This is a genomic window from Pseudomonas sp. Pseusp21, assembly GCF_059492145.1.
Map to the genome: position 1 here is coordinate 3710389 of NZ_CP168520.1, position 20417 is coordinate 3730805.

Below are 20417 nucleotides of genomic sequence, written 5' to 3' on the forward strand. Positions count from 1 at the left end.
CCTCAACCCAGCAGCGAAATGTCGGCAACACCCAGGAACAGGCCACGCAGACGCGCCAGCAGCGCGTAACGGTTGGCCCGCACATTAGCGTCGTCGGCATTGACCATCACCGCGTCGAAGAACGCGTCCACCGGCTCGCGCAGAGCGGCCAGGCGTGCCAGCGATTCGTTGTACTGACGCGCCGCAGCCATTGGCTGTACAGCCTGGTCCGCTTGCTGGATCGCCGAGTACAGGGAGAACTCGTTGGCGTTGTCGAAGTACTTGGCCTGGACTTCGGTCGGCACCGAGCCTTCCACCTTGCTCAGCAGGTTCGACACACGCTTGTTCACCGCCGCCAGCGCTGCCGCTTCCGGCAGTTTGCGGAAGGCCTGAACCGCTTGCACACGCTGGTCGAAGTCCAGCGCCGAACCCGGCTTCAGGGCACGTACCGACAGGTAGGTGGCGACATCCACGCCTTCGTCTTCGTAACGCGCACGCAGACGGTCGAAGATGAACTCCAGCACCGCGTCGTTCAGGCCGGCAGCCTTGACCTTGGCACCGAACGCATTCACGGCGAAAGCCACGGCGTCGTTCAGGTCCAGATCCAGTTGTTTCTCGATCAGGATCCGCAGCACGCCGAGTGCCGCACGGCGCAGGGCATACGGGTCTTTGCTGCCGGTCGGCAGCATGCCGATGCCGAAGATGCCGACCAGGGTGTCGAGTTTGTCGGCGATGGCCACGGCCGCACCGGTCAGGGTGGCTGGCAGTTCAGCACCGGCACCGCGCGGCATGTACTGCTCGTTCAGCGCCAGGGCAACGTCTTCCGGCTCGCCGTCATTGAGGGCGTAGTAGTAACCGGCGACACCTTGCATCTCCGGGAACTCGCCGACCATCTCGGTCGCCAGGTCGCACTTGGACAGCAGGCCTGCGCGGGCAGCCCACGAAGCGTTGCCGCCGATGCGTGCGGCAATGTAGGCCGCCAGTTTCGACACGCGCTCGGCCTTGTCGTAGACGCTGCCCAGTTTCTCCTGGAACACCACGTTCTGCAGGCGATCGTTGAACGCTTCGAGCTTCTGCTTCTTGTCCTGCTTGAAGAAGAACTCGGCGTCGGTCAGACGTGGGCGAACCACCTTCTCGTTACCGGCGATGATCTGCTGCGGGTCTTTGGATTCGATGTTGGCCACAGTGATGAAACGTGGCAGCAACTTGCCGTCGGCATCCAGCAGGCAGAAGTACTTCTGGTTGTCCTGCATGGTGGTGATCAGCGCTTCCTGCGGCACGTCGAGGAAGCGTTCCTCGAACGAGCACACCAGCGGCACCGGCCACTCGACCAGCGCGGTCACTTCGTCGAGCAACGCAGGAGGCACGATTGCGGTGCCTTCCTGACGGGTTGCCAGTTCTTCGGTGCGCTTGCCGATGATTTCGCGACGCTCGTTGGCATCGGCCAGTACGTACGCGGCACGCAGGTCGGCCAGGTAGCTCGAAGGCGAACCGATGCGCACGCTTTGCGGGTGGTGGAAACGGTGGCCACGGGATTCACGGCCAGCCTTCTGCGCGAGGATCGTGCAGTCGATGACCTGATCGCCGAGCAGCATCACCAGCCACTGGGTCGGACGCACGAACTCTTCCTTGCGCGCACCCCAACGCATGCGTTTCGGGATCGGCAGGTCGTTCAGCGAGTCTTCGACGATGGTCGGCAGCAGACTTGCAGTCGGCTTACCGGCGATGTTCTGGCTGTAGCGCAGTTTCGGACCGCTCTGGTCGATTTCGCTCAACTCGACGCCGCACTTCTTGGCAAAACCCAGTGCCGCTTGAGTCGGATTGCCTTCTGCATCGAACGCAGCCTGACGTGGCGGGCCGTCGAGGTTGATGCTGCGGTCCGGCTGCTGGGTGGCCAGCGCAGTGATCAGCACAGCCAGGCGACGCGGCGCGGCGTAAACGGTTTTGCTCTCGTAATTCAGGCCGGCAGCCTGCAGGCCCTTGTCGATACCGGCCAGGAACGCTTCGGCCAGGGTGTTCAGGGCTTTGGGTGGCAGTTCTTCGGTGCCCAGTTCAACCAGAAAATCTTGAGCACTCATTGTGCAGCCTCCAGCTTGGCCAGTACTTCGTCACGCAGGTCCGGGGTTGCCATCGGGAAGCCCAGCTTGGCGCGGGCCAGCAGGTAGGCTTGGGCGACGGAACGCGCCAGGGTGCGAACGCGCAGAATGTATTGCTGACGCGCAGTCACCGAGATCGCCCGGCGCGCATCCAGCAGGTTGAAGGTGTGCGAGGCCTTCAGGACCATTTCGTAGCTTGGCAACGGCAGCGGCTGGTCGAGTTCGATCAGGCGCTTGGCTTCGCTTTCATAGAAGTCGAACAGTTCGAACAGTTTGTCGACGTTGGCGTGTTCGAAGTTGTAGGTGGACTGCTCCACTTCGTTCTGGTGGAACACGTCGCCGTAGGTCACTTTGCCGAACGGACCGTCAGCCCAGACCAGGTCGTAGACCGAATCCACGCCTTGCAGGTACATGGCCAGACGCTCGAGACCGTAGGTGATCTCGCCGGTCACCGGGTAGCACTCGATGCCGCCCGCTTGCTGGAAGTAGGTGAACTGAGTCACTTCCATGCCGTTCAGCCAGACTTCCCAGCCCAGACCCCAGGCGCCTAGGGTCGGCGATTCCCAGTTGTCTTCGACGAAGCGGATGTCGTGGACCAGCGGGTCCAGGCCGACATGCTTGAGGGAGCCCAGATACAGTTCCTGGAAGTTGTCCGGGTTCGGTTTCAGAACCACCTGGAACTGATAGTAGTGCTGCAGACGGTTCGGGTTTTCGCCGTAACGGCCGTCAGTCGGACGGCGGCTTGGCTGCACGTAGGCGGCGTTCCAGGTTTCCGGGCCGATGGCGCGCAGGAATGTCGCGGTGTGGAAAGTGCCGGCGCCTACTTCCATATCGTAGGGCTGAAGTACCACACAACCTTGCTCGGCCCAGTACTGCTGGAGCGCGAGGATCAAGTCTTGGAAGGTACGCACGGCTGGCGTAGGCTGGCTCACGAAATTCACCTGTTTCTTGGGCTGCGATTTAAAGAGCGGGAGTATACCCGATTCAGTCGCACCTCCACCCCCTGGAGCCTTATGCCACGCTGCTTTTGGTGCAACGAAGATCCGCTGTACATGGCTTACCACGATCAGGAGTGGGGTACGCCGCTACGCGATGCGCAGGGTTTGTTCGAGTTGCTTTTGCTCGAAGGGTTCCAGGCCGGCCTGTCGTGGATCACCGTGCTGCGCAAGCGCGAGCGATATCGTGAGGTGCTGTTCGGCTTCGACGTACAGCGCGTGGCGCAGATGAGCGACGCGGAAATCGATGAATTGATGCTCGATCCGGGAATCATCCGCAATCGCCTCAAACTCAATGCCGCCCGGCGCAACGCCCAGGCCTGGCTGGCGCTGGAGGATCCGGTGACGTTTCTCTGGTCGTTTGTGGATAACCGCCCGGTGATCAATCATTTCAAGGATCGCAGCGAAGTCCCGGCCATCACCCCGCAGGCCGTGGCCATGAGCAAAGGTCTGAAAAAAGCCGGTTTCACCTTCGTCGGCCCGACCATCTGCTACGCGCTGATGCAGGCCTCGGGCATGGTCATGGATCACACTCAGGACTGCGACCGCTACGCGCAGCTCGTCAACGGCGGTTAGAATGGCCGCCTCGCGCACAGCACAAGATCAGGAGTGACCTGTGGAAAAGTTTAAAGGCGCCATGCTGGTTGGCGCTCTGCGGCTGTTTGCCCTGCTGCCGTGGCGGGCCGTGCAGGCCGTGGGTTCGGCAATCGGCTGGATCATGTGGAAAACCCCCAACCGCTCCCGGGATGTGGTGCGGATCAACCTGGCCAAATGTTTTCCCCAGATGGACCCGGCCGAACGCGAGCGTCTGGTCGGCCAGAGCCTCAAGGACATCGGCAAGTCCCTGACCGAAAGCGCCTGCGCCTGGATCTGGCCGGCCCAGCGCTCCATCGACCTGGTACGCGAAGTCGAAGGCCTTGAAGTGCTGAAAGACGCGCTGGCCTCGGGCAAGGGCGTGGTTGGCATCACCAGTCACCTGGGCAACTGGGAAGTGCTCAACCACTTCTATTGCAGCCAGTGCAAACCGATCATTTTCTACCGGCCACCAAAGCTCAAGGCTGTGGATGAATTGCTGCGCAAGCAGCGGGTGCAATTGGGCAACCGCGTGGCGGCGTCGACCAAGGAAGGCATCCTCAGTGTCATCAAGGAAGTGCGCAAGGGCGGCCAGGTGGGGATTCCCGCGGATCCGGAACCGGCGGAATCCGCCGGGATCTTCGTGCCGTTCTTCGCCACTCAGGCCCTGACCAGCAAGTTCGTACCGAACATGCTCGCCGGTGGCAAGGCCGTCGGCGTATTCCTGCACGCCCTGCGTCTGCCGGACGGTTCCGGCTACAAGGTGATCCTCGAAGCGGCGCCGGAAGCCATGTACAGCACCGACACCGAAACGTCCTGCGCGGCAATGAGTCAGGTAGTCGAGCGTTATGTGGCCGCTTATCCGAGCCAGTACATGTGGAGCATGAAACGCTTCAAGAAGCGTCCGCCGGGCGAGGCGCGTTGGTACTGATCGGCGATGTGCAATTGTGGATAACCTGACAAAGCGGGTTATCCACAGCCGTTACGGCTTCTGCCGTTCGAGCTTCTTCAGAAACACCGTCATTTCCTTTTCGGCCTGCTTGTCGCCATGGGCCCGGGCCGCTTCCAGCCCCTGCTTCCACGCCTGGCGAGCAGCCGCCAGATCACCCAGCGCCAGTTGCGCCTTGCCCAGCAGCTTCCACGCCGCCGAATACTTCGGATCAAAGCCTACGCAATGCTGGAAATGCTCGGCCGCCTTCGCGTTCTCTCCCAGATCCAGATAACCCTTGCCCAAGCCGAAGCGCAGCAGCGAGTTATCCACACCCTTGGCGAGCATTTTTTCCAGGGATTCGATCATCGGTCTCGCCTCTTGGTCGGTCAGAAGAAACTCAGGCCCACGTGGAACAGCTTCTCCACATCGCGAATATGCTTTTTATCCACAAGGAACAGAATCACATGGTCGCCGGCGGCAATCACCGTGTCGCCATGGGCGATAATCACTTCTTCATCGCGGATGATCGCGCCGATGGTGGTGCCCGGTGGCAGCGCGATGTTTTCGATGGCCTTGCCGATGACCTTGCTCGACTTCGAATCGCCATGGGCCACCGCTTCGATGGCTTCCGCCGCGCCGCGCCGCAACGAGTGCACGCTGACGATATCGCCGCGCCGCACGTGGGCCAGCAAGGTGCCGATAGTCGCCAGTTGCGGGCTGATGGCGATGTCGATGTCACCGCCCTGGATCAGGTCGACGTAGGCCGGGTTGTTGATGATCGTCATCACCTTCTTCGCGCCCAGACGCTTGGCCAGCAGCGACGACATGATGTTGGCTTCATCATCGTTGGTCAGGGCGAGGAAGATGTCGGCGTCGGCGATGTTCTCTTCCAGCAGCAGGTCGCGATCCGACGCGCTGCCCTGCAACACCACGGTGCTGTCGAGGGTGTCGGAGAGATAACGACAGCGCGCCGGATTCATCTCGATGATCTTCACCTGATAGCGGCTTTCGATGGCCTCGGCCAGCCGCTCGCCGATCTGCCCGCCACCGGCGATGACGATGCGCTTGTAGGTTTCGTCGAGGCGACGCATTTCGCTCATGACTGCGCGAATGTTCTCACGTGCAGCGATGAAGAAGACTTCGTCGTCGGCCTCGATCACCGTATCGCCCTGGGGAAGAATCGGTCGATCGCGGCGGAAAATCGCGGCCACCCGTGTTTCCACATTCGGCATGTGTTCGCGCAACTGGCGCAGCTGCTGGCCCACCAGCGGCCCGCCGTAGTAGGCGCGCACCGCGACCAGTTGTGCCTGGCCTTCGGCGAAATCGATCACCTGCAAGGCGCCGGGATGCTGGATCAGACGCTTGATGTAGTTGGTGACGACCTGCTCGGGACTGATCAGCACGTCGACCGGAATCGCCTCGTTCTGGAACAGCTGCTCCTCGCGGGTCAGATAAGACGCTTCGCGCACCCGGGCAATCTTGGTCGGGGTGTGGAACAGGGTGTGAGCGACCTGGCAGGCAACCATGTTGGTTTCGTCGCTGTTGGTCACCGCGACCAGCATGTCGGCGTCGTCGGCACCGGCCTGACGCAGAATGTTCGGCAGCGAGCCTCGGCCCTGCACGGTGCGGATGTCGAGGCGATCGCCAAGATCGCGCAGACGGTCGCCGTCAGTGTCGACCACCGTGATGTCATTGGCCTCGCTGGCCAGATGTTCAGCCAGCGAACCGCCGACCTGTCCCGCACCGAGGATGATGATTTTCATCCAGTCACTCCATTGAATCCGTTTAGCCGCGCGCGGCAGCGATCTTGATCAGCTTGGCGTAGTAGAACCCGTCATGCCCGCCCTGCTGGGCCAGCAATTGGCGACCATGGGGCTGCTTGATCCCGGCGGCGGTGGCCAGATCCAGCTCCCGCGCGCCCGGCGTGCGCTCAAGGAACGCGGCGATCACTTCGGTGTTCTCGGTCGGCAAGGTCGAGCAGGTGGCGTAGAGCAGAATGCCGCCCACTTCGAGGGTTTTCCACATCGCGTCGAGCAACTCGCCTTGCAGTTGCGCGAGGGCGGCGATGTCGTCGGCCTGACGGGTCAGCTTGATGTCCGGATGACGGCGGATCACGCCGGTGGCCGAGCATGGCGCGTCGAGCAGGATGCGCTGGAACGGTTTGCCGTCCCACCACGCTGCCGTGTCGCGACCGTCGGCGGCGATCAGTTCGGCGTTCAGACCGAGGCGTTCGAGGTTTTCCTTCACCCGCACAAGACGCTTGGCTTCCAGATCCACCGCCACCACGCCGGCCAGTGCCGGTTCGGCTTCGAGTATGTGGCACGTCTTGCCGCCCGGCGCGCAGCAGGCGTCCAGCACTCGCTGGCCCGGCGCGAGGTCAAGCAGGTCGGCGGCCAGTTGCGCGGCTTCGTCCTGCACGCTGATCCAGCCTTCGGCGAAGCCCGGCAGGCTGCGTACGTCGGCGGCATTGTCGAGGATGATGCCGTCGCGGCTGAAGGTGCACGGCTGTGCGGCGATACCCGCCTCAGTCAGCAGACCCAGGTAGGCATCGCGGCTGTGATGACGACGGTTGACCCGCAGGATCATCGGCGGATGCGCGTTGTTGGCTTCGCAGATCGCTTCCCATTGCTCAGGCCAGAAGGCCTTCAGGGATTTTTGCAGCCAGCGCGGGTGGGCGGTGCGCACCACCGGATCGCGTTCCAGTTCGGCGAAGATCGCCTCATGTTCGCGCTGGGCATTGCGCAGTACGGCGTTGAGCAGACCTTTCGCCCAAGGCTTTTTCAGCTTGTCGGCGCAACCGACGGTTTCGCCGATGGCGGCGTGCGGCGGGACGCGGGTGTAGAGCAGTTGATAGAGACCGACCAGCAGCAGCGCCTCGACATCGGCGTCCGCTGCCTTGAACGGCTTCTGCAGCAGTTTTTCTGCCAGCGCCGACAAGCGTGGCTGCCAACGGGCGGTGCCGAACGCCAGATCCTGAGTGAAGCCGCGATCGCGATCCTCGACCTTGTCCAGTTGCGTCGGCAGGGAGCTGTTGAGCGAAGCCTTGCCGCTGAGGACAGCGGCGAGTGCCTTGGCGGCGGCCAGACGTGGGTTCATTGTGCGTCCACCGCTGCACCCAGCACGGTGCCGGTGGCGAATTTCTCACGACGGCTGTTGAACAGATCGCTGAAGTTCAGCGCCTTGCCGCCGGGCAATTGCAGACGGGTCAGGCACAGAGCCTGTTCGCCACAGGCGACGAGCAGGCCGTCCTTGCTGGCGCCGAGAATGGTGCCCGGTGCGCCTTTGCCTTCGGCCAGTGTCGCCGCCAGCACTTTCAGCGCTTCGCCGTTGAGCGTGCTGTGGGTGATCGGCCATGGATTGAAGGCGCGAACCAGACGTTCCAGCTCGACGGCCGGACGGCTCCAGTCGAGGCGTGCTTCGTCCTTGTTCAGTTTGTGCGCGTAGGTGGCGAGCTCGTCGTTCTGCACTTCGCCTTCCAGGGTGCCAGCGGCCAGACCGGCAATCGCCTGCACCACGGCGGGCGGGCCCATTTCGGCAAGGCGATCATGGAGGCTGCCGCCGGTGTCTTCGGCGCTGATCGGGGTCACGACTTTAAGCAGCATCGGCCCGGTATCGAGGCCGGCTTCCATGCGCATCACGGTCACGCCGCTTTCGGCATCGCCCGCTTCCACGGCGCGCTGGATCGGCGCCGCACCGCGCCAGCGTGGCAGCAGCGAGGCGTGGCTGTTGATGCAGCCCAGGCGCGGAATATCCAGCACCGCTTGCGGCAGGATCAGGCCGTAGGCAACCACCACCATCAAATCCGGCTTGAGCGCAGCGAGCTCGGCTTGAGCGTCAGCGTTGCGCAGGGTCGGCGGCTGCAACACCTGAATATTGTTTTCCAGGGCGAGCTGTTTGACCGGGCTCGGCATCAGTTTTTGCCCACGACCGGCCGGGCGATCCGGTTGGGTGTAGACCGCAACGATCTCGTAAGGGCTGTCCAGCAGGGCCTTGAGGTGTTCGGCGGCGAATTCCGGGGTGCCGGCAAAAACGATGCGCAGTGGCTCAGTCATGGGGGAGTCTCATAAAAAGAAAAAGGCTTGCCGCAGCAAGCCTTTGGAGAGGGGCATCAAGCGTTCTGGCGGTGCTGCTTTTCCAGTTTCTTCTTGATCCGGTCGCGTTTGAGCGTGGACAGGTAATCGACGAACAACTTGCCGTTGAGGTGGTCGCATTCGTGCTGGATGCACACGGCGAGCAGGCCTTCAGCGATCAGTTCGTAAGGCTTGCCGTCGCGGTCCAGAGCCTTGATTTTGACCTTCTGCGGGCGGTCGACGTTTTCGTAGAAGCCCGGCACCGAGAGGCAGCCTTCCTGGTACTGCTCCATTTCGTCGGTCAGCGGTTCGAACTCGGGGTTGATGAACACCCGCGGTTCGGTGCGGTCTTCGGAAAGGTCCATCACGACGATACGTTTGTGCACGTTGACCTGGGTCGCGGCAAGGCCGATGCCCGGCGCTTCATACATTGTTTCAAACATGTCATCGACCAGCTGACGCACTTCGTCGTCCACTACAGCCACAGGTTTGGCGATAGTGCGCAGACGCGGGTCCGGAAATTCGAGGATGTTCAAAATGGCCATAAGCTTGATTGCTGCACGTGTGAGGTAAAGTCGGGCGATGGCCTGGCGGGTCCGAAGATGCAGGCTACCGTTGTGAAACGTAGCTCCTTGATTTTCAGCATAGAGCAGGGAGCGAGCCACGGGGGCTCTGGCGTTTCACGCGAACGCACATAATAAAGGGATTCACCGCATGAGGAAATCACTACTCGCCCTGCTGTTTCTGGCCTCGGCCGGTACCGCGTACGGGCAAGTGCAACTCAAGGAAGGTTTTCCACAGCAATACACGGTGGTTTCGGGGGATACGCTCTGGGACATCTCCGGTAAATATTTGCGCGAACCCTGGCAGTGGCCGCAGTTGTGGCGGGCCAATCCGCAGATCGAAAACCCCAACCTGATCTATCCGGGCGACACGCTGACGCTCAGTTACGTCAACGGCCAGCCGCGCCTGACCGTCAATCGCGGCGAGTCACGCGGCACCATCAAGCTGTCGCCGCGCATCCGCACCAGTCCGGTGGCCGATGCGATTCCGAGCATTCCGCTCAAATCGATCAACAGCTTTCTGCTGAGCAACCGCATCGTCGACAACGTCGAGGACTTCGACAAGGCGCCGTACATCGTCGCCGGCGATGCCGAACGGGTGCTCAGCGGCACCGGTGACCGGATCTTCGCCCGTGGCCATTTCGATCCGAACCAGCCGGTCTACGGCATCTTCCGCCAGGGCAAGGTCTACACCGATCCGCAGAGCAAGGAGTTTCTGGGGATCAACGCCGACGACATCGGCGGTGGTGAGATCGTCGCCACCGAAGGCGACGTCGCCACCCTCGCCCTGCAACGCACGACCCAGGAAGTGCGCCTCGGCGACCGCTTGTTCAGCGGCGAAGAGCGTTCGATCAACTCGACCTTCATGCCCAGCGCGCCCTCCACCGACATCAACGGCCTGATCATCGATGTGCCGCGCGGCGTCACGCAGATCGGCGCGATGGACGTGGTGACCCTGAACAAAGGCAAACGCGACGGTCTGGCCGAAGGCAACGTGCTGGTGGTGATGAAAACCGGGGAAACCGTGCGCGACCGGATCACCGGCCAGCCGCTGAAAATCCCGGATGAACGTGCCGGATTGCTGATGGTGTTCCGCACCTACGACAAACTCAGTTACGGCCTCGTGCTGAACGCATCGCGCTCGCTGGCGGTGCTGGACAAGGTGCGAAATCCTTAGCTGGCTTCACAAGTTACCAACAGAGTTATCCACAGCTTGTTCCGAAAGGTTCGGGCCTTATAACGATCAAGGATGATCCATGATGATGCCTGTCTCCCCGTCGGTTTCGCCGGCAGAACTGGAAGCGCGCCTGCGCCTGCACCGCTTGCCGGAAGTCGGTCCCAAACGTTTTGCCAAACTGCTCGAAGCCTTCGGCTGCGCCTCGAAGGCGATCGGCGCGCCGGCCAGCGCCTGGCGCTCGCTGGGTTTGCCGGCGGCTTGCGCCGAGGCCCGACGCTGTTCTGAAGTTCGCGACGGCGCCAGCCACGCATTGCGCTGGCTAGAGCGTCCGGATCAACATTTGTTGATGTGGGATCACCCGGATTACCCGGCCTTGCTGTCGCAGATTCCCGACCCGCCGCCCTTGCTGTTCGTCGCTGGCAACCCACGGATTCTGGAAAAACCGCAGCTGGCGATGGTCGGCAGTCGCCGCGCTTCCCGTCCGGGCATGGACACTGCCGCTGCGTTTTCCCGCAGTCTCGCGGGGGCCGGATTCGTCATCACCAGTGGCCTGGCGCTGGGCATCGATGCGGCGGCGCATCAAGCCGCTGTCGACGTCGGCGGGCAAACGGTCGGCGTGCTCGGTACCGGCCTGGAAAACTTTTATCCACAGCGCAACCGTCGGCTGGCGGACGCGATGATTGCGTCCGGCAGTGCGGTGCTTTCGGAATTTCCTCTGGACACCGGGCCGACGGCGAGCAACTTCCCGAGACGCAACCGCATCATCAGCGGCTTGTCCCTCGGCGTGCTGGTGGTCGAGGCCAGTGTCGCCAGCGGTTCCTTGATCACCGCACGGCTGGCGGCGGAACAGGGGCGTGAGGTGTACGCCATTCCGGGTTCGATCCATCACCCCGGCGCTCGGGGCTGTCATCAACTGATACGCGACGGAGCCGTGCTGGTGGAAACCATCGAGCATATTCTCGAAGCCCTGCGCGGCTGGCAGCATCTGCCGGTATCCACAGCCGCAGCCAATCCGGAGAACCCGTTGTTGAGCTTGCTGCACGCGGCGCCGCACACCAGCGAGGGGCTGGCCGACAGCAGTGGCTGGGCGCTCCCCAAAGTGCTGGCGGCACTCACCGAACTGGAGATGGATGGCCGCGCGGTGTGCGAAAACGGCCGCTGGTTTGCGCGCGTGAGCTAGGTTTTACATTGAAGATCGGTAAACTGCGCGAAACCTGTTTGCGGAGAGTTTTTCATGGTCAACAGTTGGCGTGTGCAACAAGCCGCACGAGAGATTCGCGCCGGGGCGGTGATTGCCTATCCAACCGAAGCCGTCTGGGGGCTGGGGTGCGATCCTTGGAATGAAGAAGCGGTGGATCGCCTGCTGGCGATCAAGAACCGTTCGGTGGACAAGGGCTTGATCCTCGTCGCCGACAACATTCGTCAGTTCGATTTTCTGTTCGAGGATTTCCCGCAGGACTGGATCGACCGCATGGCCAGCACCTGGCCGGGCCCGAACACCTGGCTGGTGCCGCACCAGAACCTGTTGCCAGAGTGGGTGACCGGGGTGCATGACACCGTGGCGCTGCGGGTCAGCGATCATCCGCAGGTGCGGGATCTGTGCTCGCTGGTAGGGCCGTTGATTTCGACGTCGGCCAATCCGCAGGGGCGGCCGGCAGCGCGCACGCGCTTGCGGGTCGAGCAGTATTTCCGTGGTCAGGTCGATCTGGTGCTTGGCGGAGCGCTTGGCGGTCGCAAGAATCCGAGTCTGATTCGGGATCTGGCCACCGGCAATATCGTGCGTCCGGCCTGATACCACCCTTGGTTAATTTTTGAGTGCTCCTCGGCTTTCATGGCGAGGAGTACTACGCGTGCCTGCGATTTTTCCTTCATGTATCTGAAGTAATAACTCGGGTTTTGGTTTTAAATTTTCCTTTCTACGTCAGATGAATCTTTAAGTATTCAATTGTTGTAATTTTTCCGACGTTATTCTCAGAAGCCACACAGTGGCGATTTTTCTAAAACCATTCATTATTTCAATGCGCTCAGAAAACTTCGAAAAGTTAACGGCTGCGGAGAAGAAATGGATATCAGGGATTCGCAATTAACGGATTATCTGCAGGAGATTCAGACGACCTTTAAAAGGCGTCATGAAAACTATCGCATCGTTATTCTTGAAGCAGGATCAGACACACGAGAGTTTGAACGGTTTGTTTCTCGCCATTTCCGGCTGCGATTGCAACACTACATGTTGACACCCAGAGCCAGGTCACTTGAAACACGCCTGGCGATTATTTCGCGCAGTACCCACTTTCTGTTGTATCAGCACGACAGGCCCACGGCCGTATTGAGAGTGACCCCTGCGCCGTTCGAATGGGCCTCACTGGCGCAGCAGCAACTGTCTCCCGCCACGACGCTGTCGCGCCATGTCGAGTTCAGTCGCTTGATCAGTCACTCGCAAACTCAGTTCCCCATGTCGATCAACGGCCTGCTGGCCGCTGCCACGGAATGGGCGGTCACGCGGGGTTATGAGGGCGTTACCGCACTCTGCCGATCACCGCAGCGGCGACTGTTCCAGCGCTTCGGCCTGACGCCCATCACCACCGACGCCCTTCGCATCGAACAGCGCCAACGCGGCGATTACTGGCTGCTCTCGGCTCAATGGCAGCAAATCCTCACGGCACTTCAACAGTCTGCCCACCTGCTCGCCAACCCATTGGAGACCCCCATTGATGAATACGCCTCTCAGTTTTGAACAACAATTAAGCCTGCTCGATGAGCGAATCGAAAAGTCATGGACCGATATTCTGGAAAGTTCGCGGCTGGTGAAAGCCATCCGTGAGGGCAGCGTTTCCAAAGCCTTGTACGCGATCTATATGATTCAGACTTTTCACTACACGGCGCACAATGCGCGAAATCAAGGATTGGTCGGTGTCCGACATGCGGATAATCCTGTGTATGCAAAGTTCTGTTTTGAACATGCGGCACAGGAAGTCGGCCATGAAAAGATGGCACTACACGATGTCATGAGTCTTGGTTTGAAGAATGAAGTGTTTGATATTCCGCCTGCACTTCCGGCTACAGATGTATTGATCGCGTACTTATACTGGATTTCCTTTACCGGTAATCCGCTACAACGACTTGGTTATAGTTATTGGGCAGAAAATGCCTACCAGTTCATTACTCCGCTCATAGATAGTCTGAGTGAAACACTGTCGCTAAAACCCGCTCAACTTACATTCTTCATTGCACATTCCGACATTGATATCGAGCACTTCAACGAAATCAAACTCATGCTGCAGCGCACCTGCAAGCGTCAGGAAGACTGGGATGCGATTGCCACCGTGATGGAAACCAGCCTGCGCCTGACCGGCAACATGCTTGAGGCGGTCTATGAGCAGTTCGAGGCCTGGCAAAACGGGCTGGCGCCCGGTTATGACTTCCTCCACGCCCTGGCCAACCAATGAAGGCCGCCCGCCGATGTTCAGATCAGATGGCTGGAGGCAGACATGGCTGATTATTTCGACCGGCTCAACTACACGCTCGGGGATGAGGACACCGCGCTTGAGTACGCGATCCTGCCCAGACGTGCCGGGCACGTGCTGGGTATCGCCGGATGCGGCGGCCGGCTGTTGCCGTTATTGGCCGCCTCCCCGACACGCATGACCTGTACCGATATCAGCGCGCCGCAACTGGCGTTTACCCGATTGCGGTTTGCCCTGCTGGAACAGACCGATCACGAGTCGTTCATGGCGTTCATGGGCTATCGAATGGAAAGTATGCGGGCGCGGCGCCGCTCTCTTTTCCAGCAACTGGTTTTACCGCCGGCGGATCGTCGCTGGTTGTCCGCTTTCTTCCAGTCCCGACGTTGGGAAGCGCCGATCTACATGGGCGCATTCGAGCAAACCCTGAAGCGGTTGGCGAAGATCACCGGACTGTTTACCGGCAAGGCCGGCCGGGGCATTTTTCAGTTCAGCCAGCTTGACGAACAAACGGAATATTACCGAGCCCGCTTTCCGCTCAGGCGCTGGAAAGCCGTGATCGCTTTGCTGGGAAACGCGGCGGTCCTCAATTCGTTGTTGTACAAGGGCGCGTTTCCACCCAACAACCTCGGGATCAGTTCCCGCGCGGCGTATCTGGGAATTTTCCATACGTTGTTCACCACTCAAGTGGTCCGCGAGAGCTTTTTCCTGCAAATGCTGTTTTTCGGTGAGCTGCGTTATCCACAAGGCTTTCCGCTGGAGTGCGATCCGCAGATCTTCCAGCGGGCCCGTGAGGGACTTCGGCAGTGCGAGTTACGTGTGATGCAGGCTGACATCCTTGACTGTGCTGCCGGGGAAGCCGACATCGATTTCGTATCGCTGTCGGACGTGCCTTCTTTCATGCCCGAAGCGGCCGGCAAGAACGTTTTGCAGCGCCTGGCCCCGGCGCTGTCGGAAAACGCACAGGTGGTCATGCGGGGGCATTTGCATGTGGTGCGACCCGATTGCCCTGGCTTCTGCGATATCACCCACCAGTACCAGGCAGACATTGCACGAGAAAGAACCCAGCTCTGGCATGTCCAGGTCTATCGCCGCTCTCCCTCTTTGCAGGTATCCCGATGAACACCTTTCAACCGACCGTCAATTGGATCAAAAACCGTGTCCGGCAAGCGCGTGACGATCAGCAACAGCTGTTCGATGCAGGGCTGAACGGCCTGAAGCTGGATAAGCGTGAAGGCAAGGAGATCGAACTCGACAACGGCGAACGGCTGACCGAGTTTCTTTCCTGCTCTTATCTGGGCCTGGAATGTGATCCTCGTTTGATTCGAGGAGCCATGAGCGCTGCGGAGTCTTTCGGTGTGCAGTTCGCCGCCGCACGAACTCGGGCGCTGTTGCCGCCCATGCGTGAGCTGGATGAACTGCTGAACCGGATATTTCAGGGACACACAGTTACCTTCAACTCGGTGGGCAGTGCGCACCTTGGCTGTCTGCCGCTGCTCGGCTCCGGCGAGATGCCCTCGTATCCCATGCGTCGTGGCCCGTGCTGGATCGTCGACCGTGCCGCTCACGCTTCGATGCAGGTGCTGCAAGGCATTCTCTGGCAATTCGGGCCAATACAGCGCCGCGATTGCAGCGACGTAGAGCAGGTCGAAGAAGCGTGTTCAACGGCAGTCGCGGCGGGTAATACCCCGATCATCCTGACCGACAGCATTGGCTCAATGCGCGGTGTGTACCCTATCAATCGGCTGCTGCAACTGGCGGAGCGTTTCGACGGTTATCTCTATGCGGATGACGCCCACGGTACCTCGATCCATGGCTTGGCCGGAGGTGGTTACGCTCTGGACGCGGCGGATGAACGCCAGCGCGGCCGGCTGATCCTCCTGTCGTCGCTGTCCAAGGCGTTCGGTGCAACCGGTGGGGCAATCACTGTGCGCACCGAAGCCGATGCCGAGATGATTCGGCGCCATGCGTCGACTTACACGTTTGGCGGGCCATTGTCCGTTGGCGGGGTAGGTGCGGCAGTCGCTTCCGGCAAAATCCATTTGTCCCCGGAACTGGAGCAGTTGCAGGCGGCGTTGTGGCGAAACATCGCCACGGTCGACAGGTTGCTGGGGCCGGTGCTGGGCAATCATCACGTCGCGTCTCCCATTCGTTTTATCCGTGTCGGGGCCGAGAGAGATGCGATAAGCCTGGCGCAGCATTTGCGCCGGCAGGGCATGGCGGTCACCACCGCGGTGTTTCCGGTGGTGGCCAAGGGCGAGGCCATTTTGCGTCTGGCCATCAGCGCGAGCCACAGTCAGCTCCATCTGGAGTCTCTGGCGAACGCCGTCCGTAGCGGATTTGATGAGTTGGGCATTCGTCAGGGAGGGCGCGGCAATGAGCAATGAACCGGTCACCGACGTTTGGACCGAGGCGCTTGTGCATAAATTGGCTCACGCGCGTTCACTGCCGTGGTTTCGTGCGCTGTATCCGCGAATCCTGGAAGTGCGGGGATTGGCCGATCTGCATCGATTGCCGGTTCTGGCGGTGGAAGATGAGTCCGGCGGCGTATTGTTTTCCACCCTCGGCGAAGCTTCCCATCGAGCACAGGGCGGCGGGCTGACCCTGACCTCGGGAGGCAGCACCGGCAATCGCAAACAGATCACCCATTCCTGGGCGTTCAACGCTGCAATCGTGCCCTTGGGGGCACGGATGTTCGGTGCGACGGACGAACGCCCTGAGGTGGTCGTCAACTGCCTGACAGCCGGGGAAATGCAGGGTGCCTTTCAATACGCGGCAGCCATCGTCGAGCACATTGGCGCACGCCTGCTGCCTGCCGGTTCACAGATGGGCGTGCAGCGCGTTGCCGAGCTGATTGAGGCACACAAGGTTGATGCGTTGATATGCACTCCCTCCTTCGCCGCTGCGTTGTTCAATCATGAAACAGTCGGCGCTGTGCAATTGTGCAGTCTGAAGTGGCTTTACTACATTGGAGAACCCTGCAGTAAAAAGCTGCGCGACCAGTTGGCCCGGGACTGGCCGATGCTCAACATTCGCTCGTTGGGCTACAGCTCGACGGAGACCGGCCCCATCGGTTTTCAGTGCGCCCATCTGGAGCATGGCTTTTATCACCTGCATGCCGATGCCATGCTGCTCGAAGTGGTTGATCCGTTGACCCTTCAAGCTGTGGCTGAAGAAGAAACCGGTGAGTTCTTACTGACACCGCTGCTGCCTGATCATGTGCCGTTGTTGCGTTACCGGATCGGCGATCGTGGGCGAATCCTGCGCACAGTGACGAAGTGCGACTGTGGCAGTTCCATGCCGGTACTGGCGCTTGAGGGGCGGGTGGAAACATCGATCAAACTGGGGGGCGCGATCATCACTCAGTCACAGGTGTTGCACGTACTCCGACAGCTTTTGCCGCAGCTGCAGAACACCGATGTCCAGGTGCAGATTGATCGACAGCCCGAGGGGGCACGCATGCGTCTGGTCATAGCCGAGGACGTACTGACAGCCAACGCACAGAGCGTCATTGAAGATGCGTTGCAAATCGAAGGACAGGCCAGTGCATTGCTCAGGCTGCCCGGTGTGCTGGGGCTGGAGGTGAAGCGTCTTGCCCGTCAGGAATTCGAAACTACCCTGGCCGGCAAGACGCCGTTTTTCGTGACGACGGAAAAGACCCCGGTACAGTCATGAAGATGAGCCGAGGTCATCGGTGGTCAGGGCAGCAGGACAGTGGAGCCCGTGGTGCGCCGCGCCGACAGCTCGGTCTGCGCTTTCGCCGCGTCAGCCAATGGATAACGCTGGCTGATATCCACTTTCAGCTTGCCGCTGGTGATCATCCCGAACAGCTCGTCGGCCATGCGCTGCAGGTTTTCGGCGTTATTGGCGTAGGTCGCCAGAGTTGGCCGGGTGACGTAGAGCGAACCTTTTGCCGCCAGAATTCCCAGGTTCACTCCGTCCACCGCGCCCGACGCATTGCCGAAGCTCACCAGCAGGCCACGGGGCGCCACACTGTCCAGCGAAGCCGGCCAGGTGTCCTTGCCGACGCCGTCGTAGACCACCGGGACTTTTATCCCGTCGGTCAATTCCAGCACCCGTTGGGCGACATTTTCGTGGCTGTAGTCGATGGTTTCCCAGGCGCCGTGGGCCTTGGCCAGATCGGCTTTGGCTTTCGAGCTGACGGTGCCGATCAGCTTCACGCCCAGGGCCTTGGCCCATTGGCAGGCGAGCAAGCCGACACCGCCGGCCGCTGCGTGGAACAAAATGGTTTCGCCACCCTTGAGTTCGTAGGTCTGGCGCAGCAGGTATTGCACGGTCAGGCCCTTGAGCATCACGCCGGCGGCGGTTTCGAAGCTGATGGCGTCGGGCAGGTGCACCAGATTCGCTTCCGGCAGAACGTGGACGTCGCTGTACGCGCCCAACGGGCCGCTGCCGTACGCCACACGGTCACCGACCTTGAACCGGGTGACCTCGCTGCCCACGGCCTCGACAATGCCGGCGCCTTCCGCACCCACGCCCGAAGGCAACGCCGGTGGCGCGTAAAGACCGCTGCGGTAGTAGGTGTCGATGAAGTTCAGGCCGATGGCCTTGTTGCTCACGCGAACCTGCTGCGGACCGGGTTCGGCCGGTTGATAGTCAACGTACTCGAGCACTTCGGGGCCGCCGTGGGCGCGGAACTGGATTCGCTTGGCCATCTGCCTACTCCTTGGGTCATTTGGGAAGGTCCCTATCGAACGCTCATGCTTGATCTTCGTCAACTGCGGCGTGCCGGTTTGCGATGGTATGCTACGCGCCCATTTGCGCGGGGCGCCGCGCAGTTCCGCCCGATCCAAGGTGAAGCCATGACGACCCGCACCGACGCCGTAAAGGCCTATCTGCTCGACCTGCAAGACCGCATCTGCGCCGCGCTGGAGACCGAAGACGGCGGCACGCGCTTCGTCGAAGACGCCTGGACCCGTCCGGCCGGCGGTGGCGGTCGGACCCGGGTGATCGAGAACGGCACGGTGATCGAAAAGGGCGGCGTCAACTTTTCCCACGTCTTCGGCAGTGGCCTGCCACCGTCTGCCAGTGCCCATCGGCCGGAGCTGGCCGGGCGTGGTTTCGAAGCCCTTGGCGTGTCGCTGGTGATTCACCCGCACAACCCGCATGTACCGACGTCCCACGCCAACGTGCGCTTTTTCATCGCCGAGAAGGAAGGTGAAGAGCCGGTCTGGTGGTTCGGCGGTGGCTTCGACCTGACCCCGTACTACGGCAACGAAGAAGACTGCATCCACTGGCACCGCGTCGCCGAGCAGGCCTGCGCGCCGTTCGGCCCGGACGTCTACCCGCGCTACAAGGCCTGGTGCGACACCTACTTCCACATCAAGCATCGCCACGAACCGCGCGGTATCGGCGGGTTGTTCTTCGATGACCTGAACGAGTGGGACTTCGACACCAGTTTCGCCTTCATGCGCGCCATCGGCGATGCGTACATCGACGCTTACCTGCCAATCGTGCAACGGCGCAAGAACGACGCCTTCACCGCCAAACAGCGCGAGTTCCAGGAATTCCGCCGTGGCCGCTACGTCGAATTCAACCTGGTTTACGACCGTGGCACCCTGTTCGGCCTGCAATCGGGCGGGCGCACCGAGTCGATCCTGATGTCGCTGCCACCGCAAGTGCGCTGGGCCTACGACTGGAAAGCCGAGCCGGGCAGCGAAGAAGCGCGCCTGACCGAGTACTTCCTGCAAGACCGCGACTGGCTGGCTCAGGCCTGAGGACTTGTGATGGATCGTTACGTTGTTTTCGGTAACCCGGTTGGTCACAGCAAGTCGCCGATGATTCACAAACTGTTCGCCGAACAGACCGGGCAGCGTCTCGACTACAGCACCCTGCTGGCGCCGCTCGAGGACTTTTCCGGCTGCGCCACGGCGTTTTTCCAGGAAGGTCGCGGCGCCAACGTGACCGTGCCGTTCAAGGAAGACGCCTATCGCCTGGCCGACAGCCTGACTGCCCGCGCCAAACGCGCGGGTGCGGTGAATACTTTGAGCAAGCTCGACGACGGCAGCCTGCTCGGCGATAACACCGACGGCGCCGGGCTGGTGCGCGATCTGACGGTCAACGCCGGGTTCAGCCTCGCCGGCAAACGCATTCTGCTGCTCGGCGCCGGTGGCGCGGTGCGTGGTGCGCTGGAGCCGTTGCTGGCGGAAAAACCGGCCTCGGTGATCATCGCCAATCGCACGGTGGACAAGGCCGAGCTGCTGGCCGAACTGTTCTGTGATCTGGGGCCGGTGTCGGCCAGTGGTTACGACTGGTTGCGCGAGCCGGTGGACGTGATCATCAACGCCACCTCCGCCAGCCTCACCGGCGACGTGCCGCCGATTGCGCCAAGCCTGATCGAGCCCGGCAAGACCTTGTGCTACGACATGATGTACGGCAAGGAACCGACCGCGTTCTGCCGCTGGGCCAGCGAGCACGGCGCGGGTGTGGTGATGGACGGTTTGGGCATGCTGGCCGAACAGGCTGCCGAGGCGTTCTTCCTGTGGCGCGGTGTGCGTCCCGACACTGCGCCGGTTCTGGCGGAATTGCGTCGGCAGTTGGCGCTGTAAGGC

At 61.3% G+C, this 20417-nt stretch carries 20 protein-coding genes; 12 read left to right on the top strand and 8 right to left on the bottom strand.

Annotation, left to right across the window (positions count from 1 at the left end):
• Positions 1-2: 2 nt before the first annotated feature.
• Both glyS and glyQ read right to left on the bottom strand, forming a co-directional pair.
• The gene (gene glyS / locus ACEN93_RS16960) at positions 3-2057 is read right to left on the bottom strand and encodes a glycine--tRNA ligase subunit beta (RefSeq protein WP_039764947.1); all 2055 of its coding nucleotides are present in this window, start codon (positions 2055-2057) and stop codon (positions 3-5) included.
• Positions 2054-3007 (bottom strand): glycine--tRNA ligase subunit alpha, encoded by a 954-nt coding sequence (gene glyQ / locus ACEN93_RS16965; protein ID WP_003187265.1) that lies wholly within the window; start codon positions 3005-3007, stop codon positions 2054-2056. The genes glyS and glyQ overlap by 4 nt, the downstream gene beginning before the upstream one ends.
• Positions 3008-3088: 81 nt before the next feature.
• Here glyQ and tag point away from each other — a divergent pair, with 81 nt between their 5' ends.
• Both tag and ACEN93_RS16975 read left to right on the top strand, forming a co-directional pair.
• On the top strand, positions 3089-3646 hold the full coding sequence (tag, locus tag ACEN93_RS16970) for a DNA-3-methyladenine glycosylase I (protein ID WP_495610293.1): 558 nt from the start codon (positions 3089-3091) through the stop codon (positions 3644-3646).
• A gap of 40 nt (positions 3647-3686) precedes the next feature.
• Complete coding sequence (locus ACEN93_RS16975) at positions 3687-4574, top strand: lysophospholipid acyltransferase (protein ID WP_064592406.1); 888 nt, start codon at positions 3687-3689, stop codon at positions 4572-4574.
• Between the two features lie 51 nt (positions 4575-4625).
• Here the strand turns inward: ACEN93_RS16975 and ACEN93_RS16980 are convergent, their stop codons facing one another.
• From ACEN93_RS16980 to def, 5 genes are read right to left on the bottom strand one after another with little or no spacing between them, the layout of a single operon-like run.
• Positions 4626-4940 carry a tetratricopeptide repeat protein gene (locus ACEN93_RS16980; RefSeq protein WP_495610294.1) on the bottom strand — a complete coding sequence of 105 codons (315 nt, stop codon included), beginning with the start codon at positions 4938-4940 and terminating at the stop codon, positions 4626-4628.
• Between the two features lie 20 nt (positions 4941-4960).
• Positions 4961-6337 carry a Trk system potassium transporter TrkA gene (trkA, locus tag ACEN93_RS16985; RefSeq protein ID WP_495610295.1) on the bottom strand — a complete coding sequence of 459 codons (1377 nt, stop codon included), beginning with the start codon at positions 6335-6337 and terminating at the stop codon, positions 4961-4963.
• 22 nt (positions 6338-6359) lie between these two features.
• Entirely contained in the window at positions 6360-7670 is a 1311-nt protein-coding gene (gene rsmB, locus ACEN93_RS16990) for a 16S rRNA (cytosine(967)-C(5))-methyltransferase RsmB (protein ID WP_490841423.1), read from the bottom strand.
• Positions 7667-8626, bottom strand: a complete 960-nt coding sequence (fmt, locus tag ACEN93_RS16995) for a methionyl-tRNA formyltransferase (protein ID WP_074689778.1) — start codon at positions 8624-8626, stop codon at positions 7667-7669. The genes rsmB and fmt overlap by 4 nt, the downstream gene beginning before the upstream one ends.
• 56 nt (positions 8627-8682) lie before the next feature.
• Positions 8683-9189, bottom strand: a complete 507-nt coding sequence (gene def, locus ACEN93_RS17000; protein ID WP_039764933.1) for a peptide deformylase — start codon at positions 9187-9189, stop codon at positions 8683-8685.
• A gap of 169 nt (positions 9190-9358) precedes the next feature.
• On the opposite strand from def, the gene ACEN93_RS17005 reads away from it, so the two are divergent.
• The 8 genes from ACEN93_RS17005 to ACEN93_RS17040 all read left to right on the top strand — a co-directional run bounded on the left by ACEN93_RS17005 (position 9359) and on the right by ACEN93_RS17040 (position 17520).
• On the top strand, positions 9359-10384 hold the full coding sequence (locus tag ACEN93_RS17005) for a LysM peptidoglycan-binding domain-containing protein (RefSeq protein WP_039764931.1): 1026 nt from the start codon (positions 9359-9361) through the stop codon (positions 10382-10384).
• A gap of 79 nt (positions 10385-10463) precedes the next feature.
• Positions 10464-11564 carry a DNA-processing protein DprA gene (gene dprA / locus ACEN93_RS17010; RefSeq protein ID WP_495610296.1) on the top strand — a complete coding sequence of 367 codons (1101 nt, stop codon included), beginning with the start codon at positions 10464-10466 and terminating at the stop codon, positions 11562-11564.
• 54 nt (positions 11565-11618) lie between these two features.
• On the top strand, positions 11619-12176 hold the full coding sequence (tsaC, locus tag ACEN93_RS17015) for an L-threonylcarbamoyladenylate synthase type 1 TsaC (protein WP_011331748.1): 558 nt from the start codon (positions 11619-11621) through the stop codon (positions 12174-12176).
• 270 nt (positions 12177-12446) lie between these two features.
• Positions 12447-13118, top strand: coding sequence for a GNAT family N-acetyltransferase (locus ACEN93_RS17020; RefSeq protein WP_064592414.1), 672 nt, complete (start codon positions 12447-12449; stop codon positions 13116-13118).
• The gene (locus ACEN93_RS17025) at positions 13096-13830 is read left to right on the top strand and encodes an iron-containing redox enzyme family protein (RefSeq protein ID WP_495610297.1); all 735 of its coding nucleotides are present in this window, start codon (positions 13096-13098) and stop codon (positions 13828-13830) included. The genes ACEN93_RS17020 and ACEN93_RS17025 overlap by 23 nt, the downstream gene beginning before the upstream one ends.
• A gap of 42 nt (positions 13831-13872) precedes the next feature.
• On the top strand, positions 13873-14967 hold the full coding sequence (locus ACEN93_RS17030; protein ID WP_074689777.1) for a DUF3419 family protein: 1095 nt from the start codon (positions 13873-13875) through the stop codon (positions 14965-14967).
• Entirely contained in the window at positions 14964-16232 is a 1269-nt protein-coding gene (locus ACEN93_RS17035; RefSeq protein ID WP_074689776.1) for an aminotransferase class I/II-fold pyridoxal phosphate-dependent enzyme, read from the top strand. The genes ACEN93_RS17030 and ACEN93_RS17035 overlap by 4 nt, the downstream gene beginning before the upstream one ends.
• A complete protein-coding gene (locus ACEN93_RS17040; protein WP_495610298.1) occupies positions 16222-17520 on the top strand; it encodes a phenylacetate--CoA ligase family protein in 1299 nt (432 codons plus the stop codon). The genes ACEN93_RS17035 and ACEN93_RS17040 overlap by 11 nt, the downstream gene beginning before the upstream one ends.
• Positions 17521-17543: 23 nt before the next feature.
• Here ACEN93_RS17040 and ACEN93_RS17045 read toward each other — a convergent pair whose 3' ends face one another.
• Positions 17544-18521, bottom strand: coding sequence for an NADPH:quinone reductase (locus ACEN93_RS17045; RefSeq protein ID WP_074689774.1), 978 nt, complete (start codon positions 18519-18521; stop codon positions 17544-17546).
• Between the two features lie 147 nt (positions 18522-18668).
• On the opposite strand from ACEN93_RS17045, the gene hemF reads away from it, so the two are divergent.
• Both hemF and aroE read left to right on the top strand, forming a co-directional pair.
• Entirely contained in the window at positions 18669-19583 is a 915-nt protein-coding gene (gene hemF / locus ACEN93_RS17050; protein ID WP_007954079.1) for an oxygen-dependent coproporphyrinogen oxidase, read from the top strand.
• Between the two features lie 9 nt (positions 19584-19592).
• Positions 19593-20414 carry a shikimate dehydrogenase gene (gene aroE / locus ACEN93_RS17055; RefSeq protein WP_039764917.1) on the top strand — a complete coding sequence of 274 codons (822 nt, stop codon included), beginning with the start codon at positions 19593-19595 and terminating at the stop codon, positions 20412-20414.
• Positions 20415-20417: the final 3 nt, after the last annotated feature.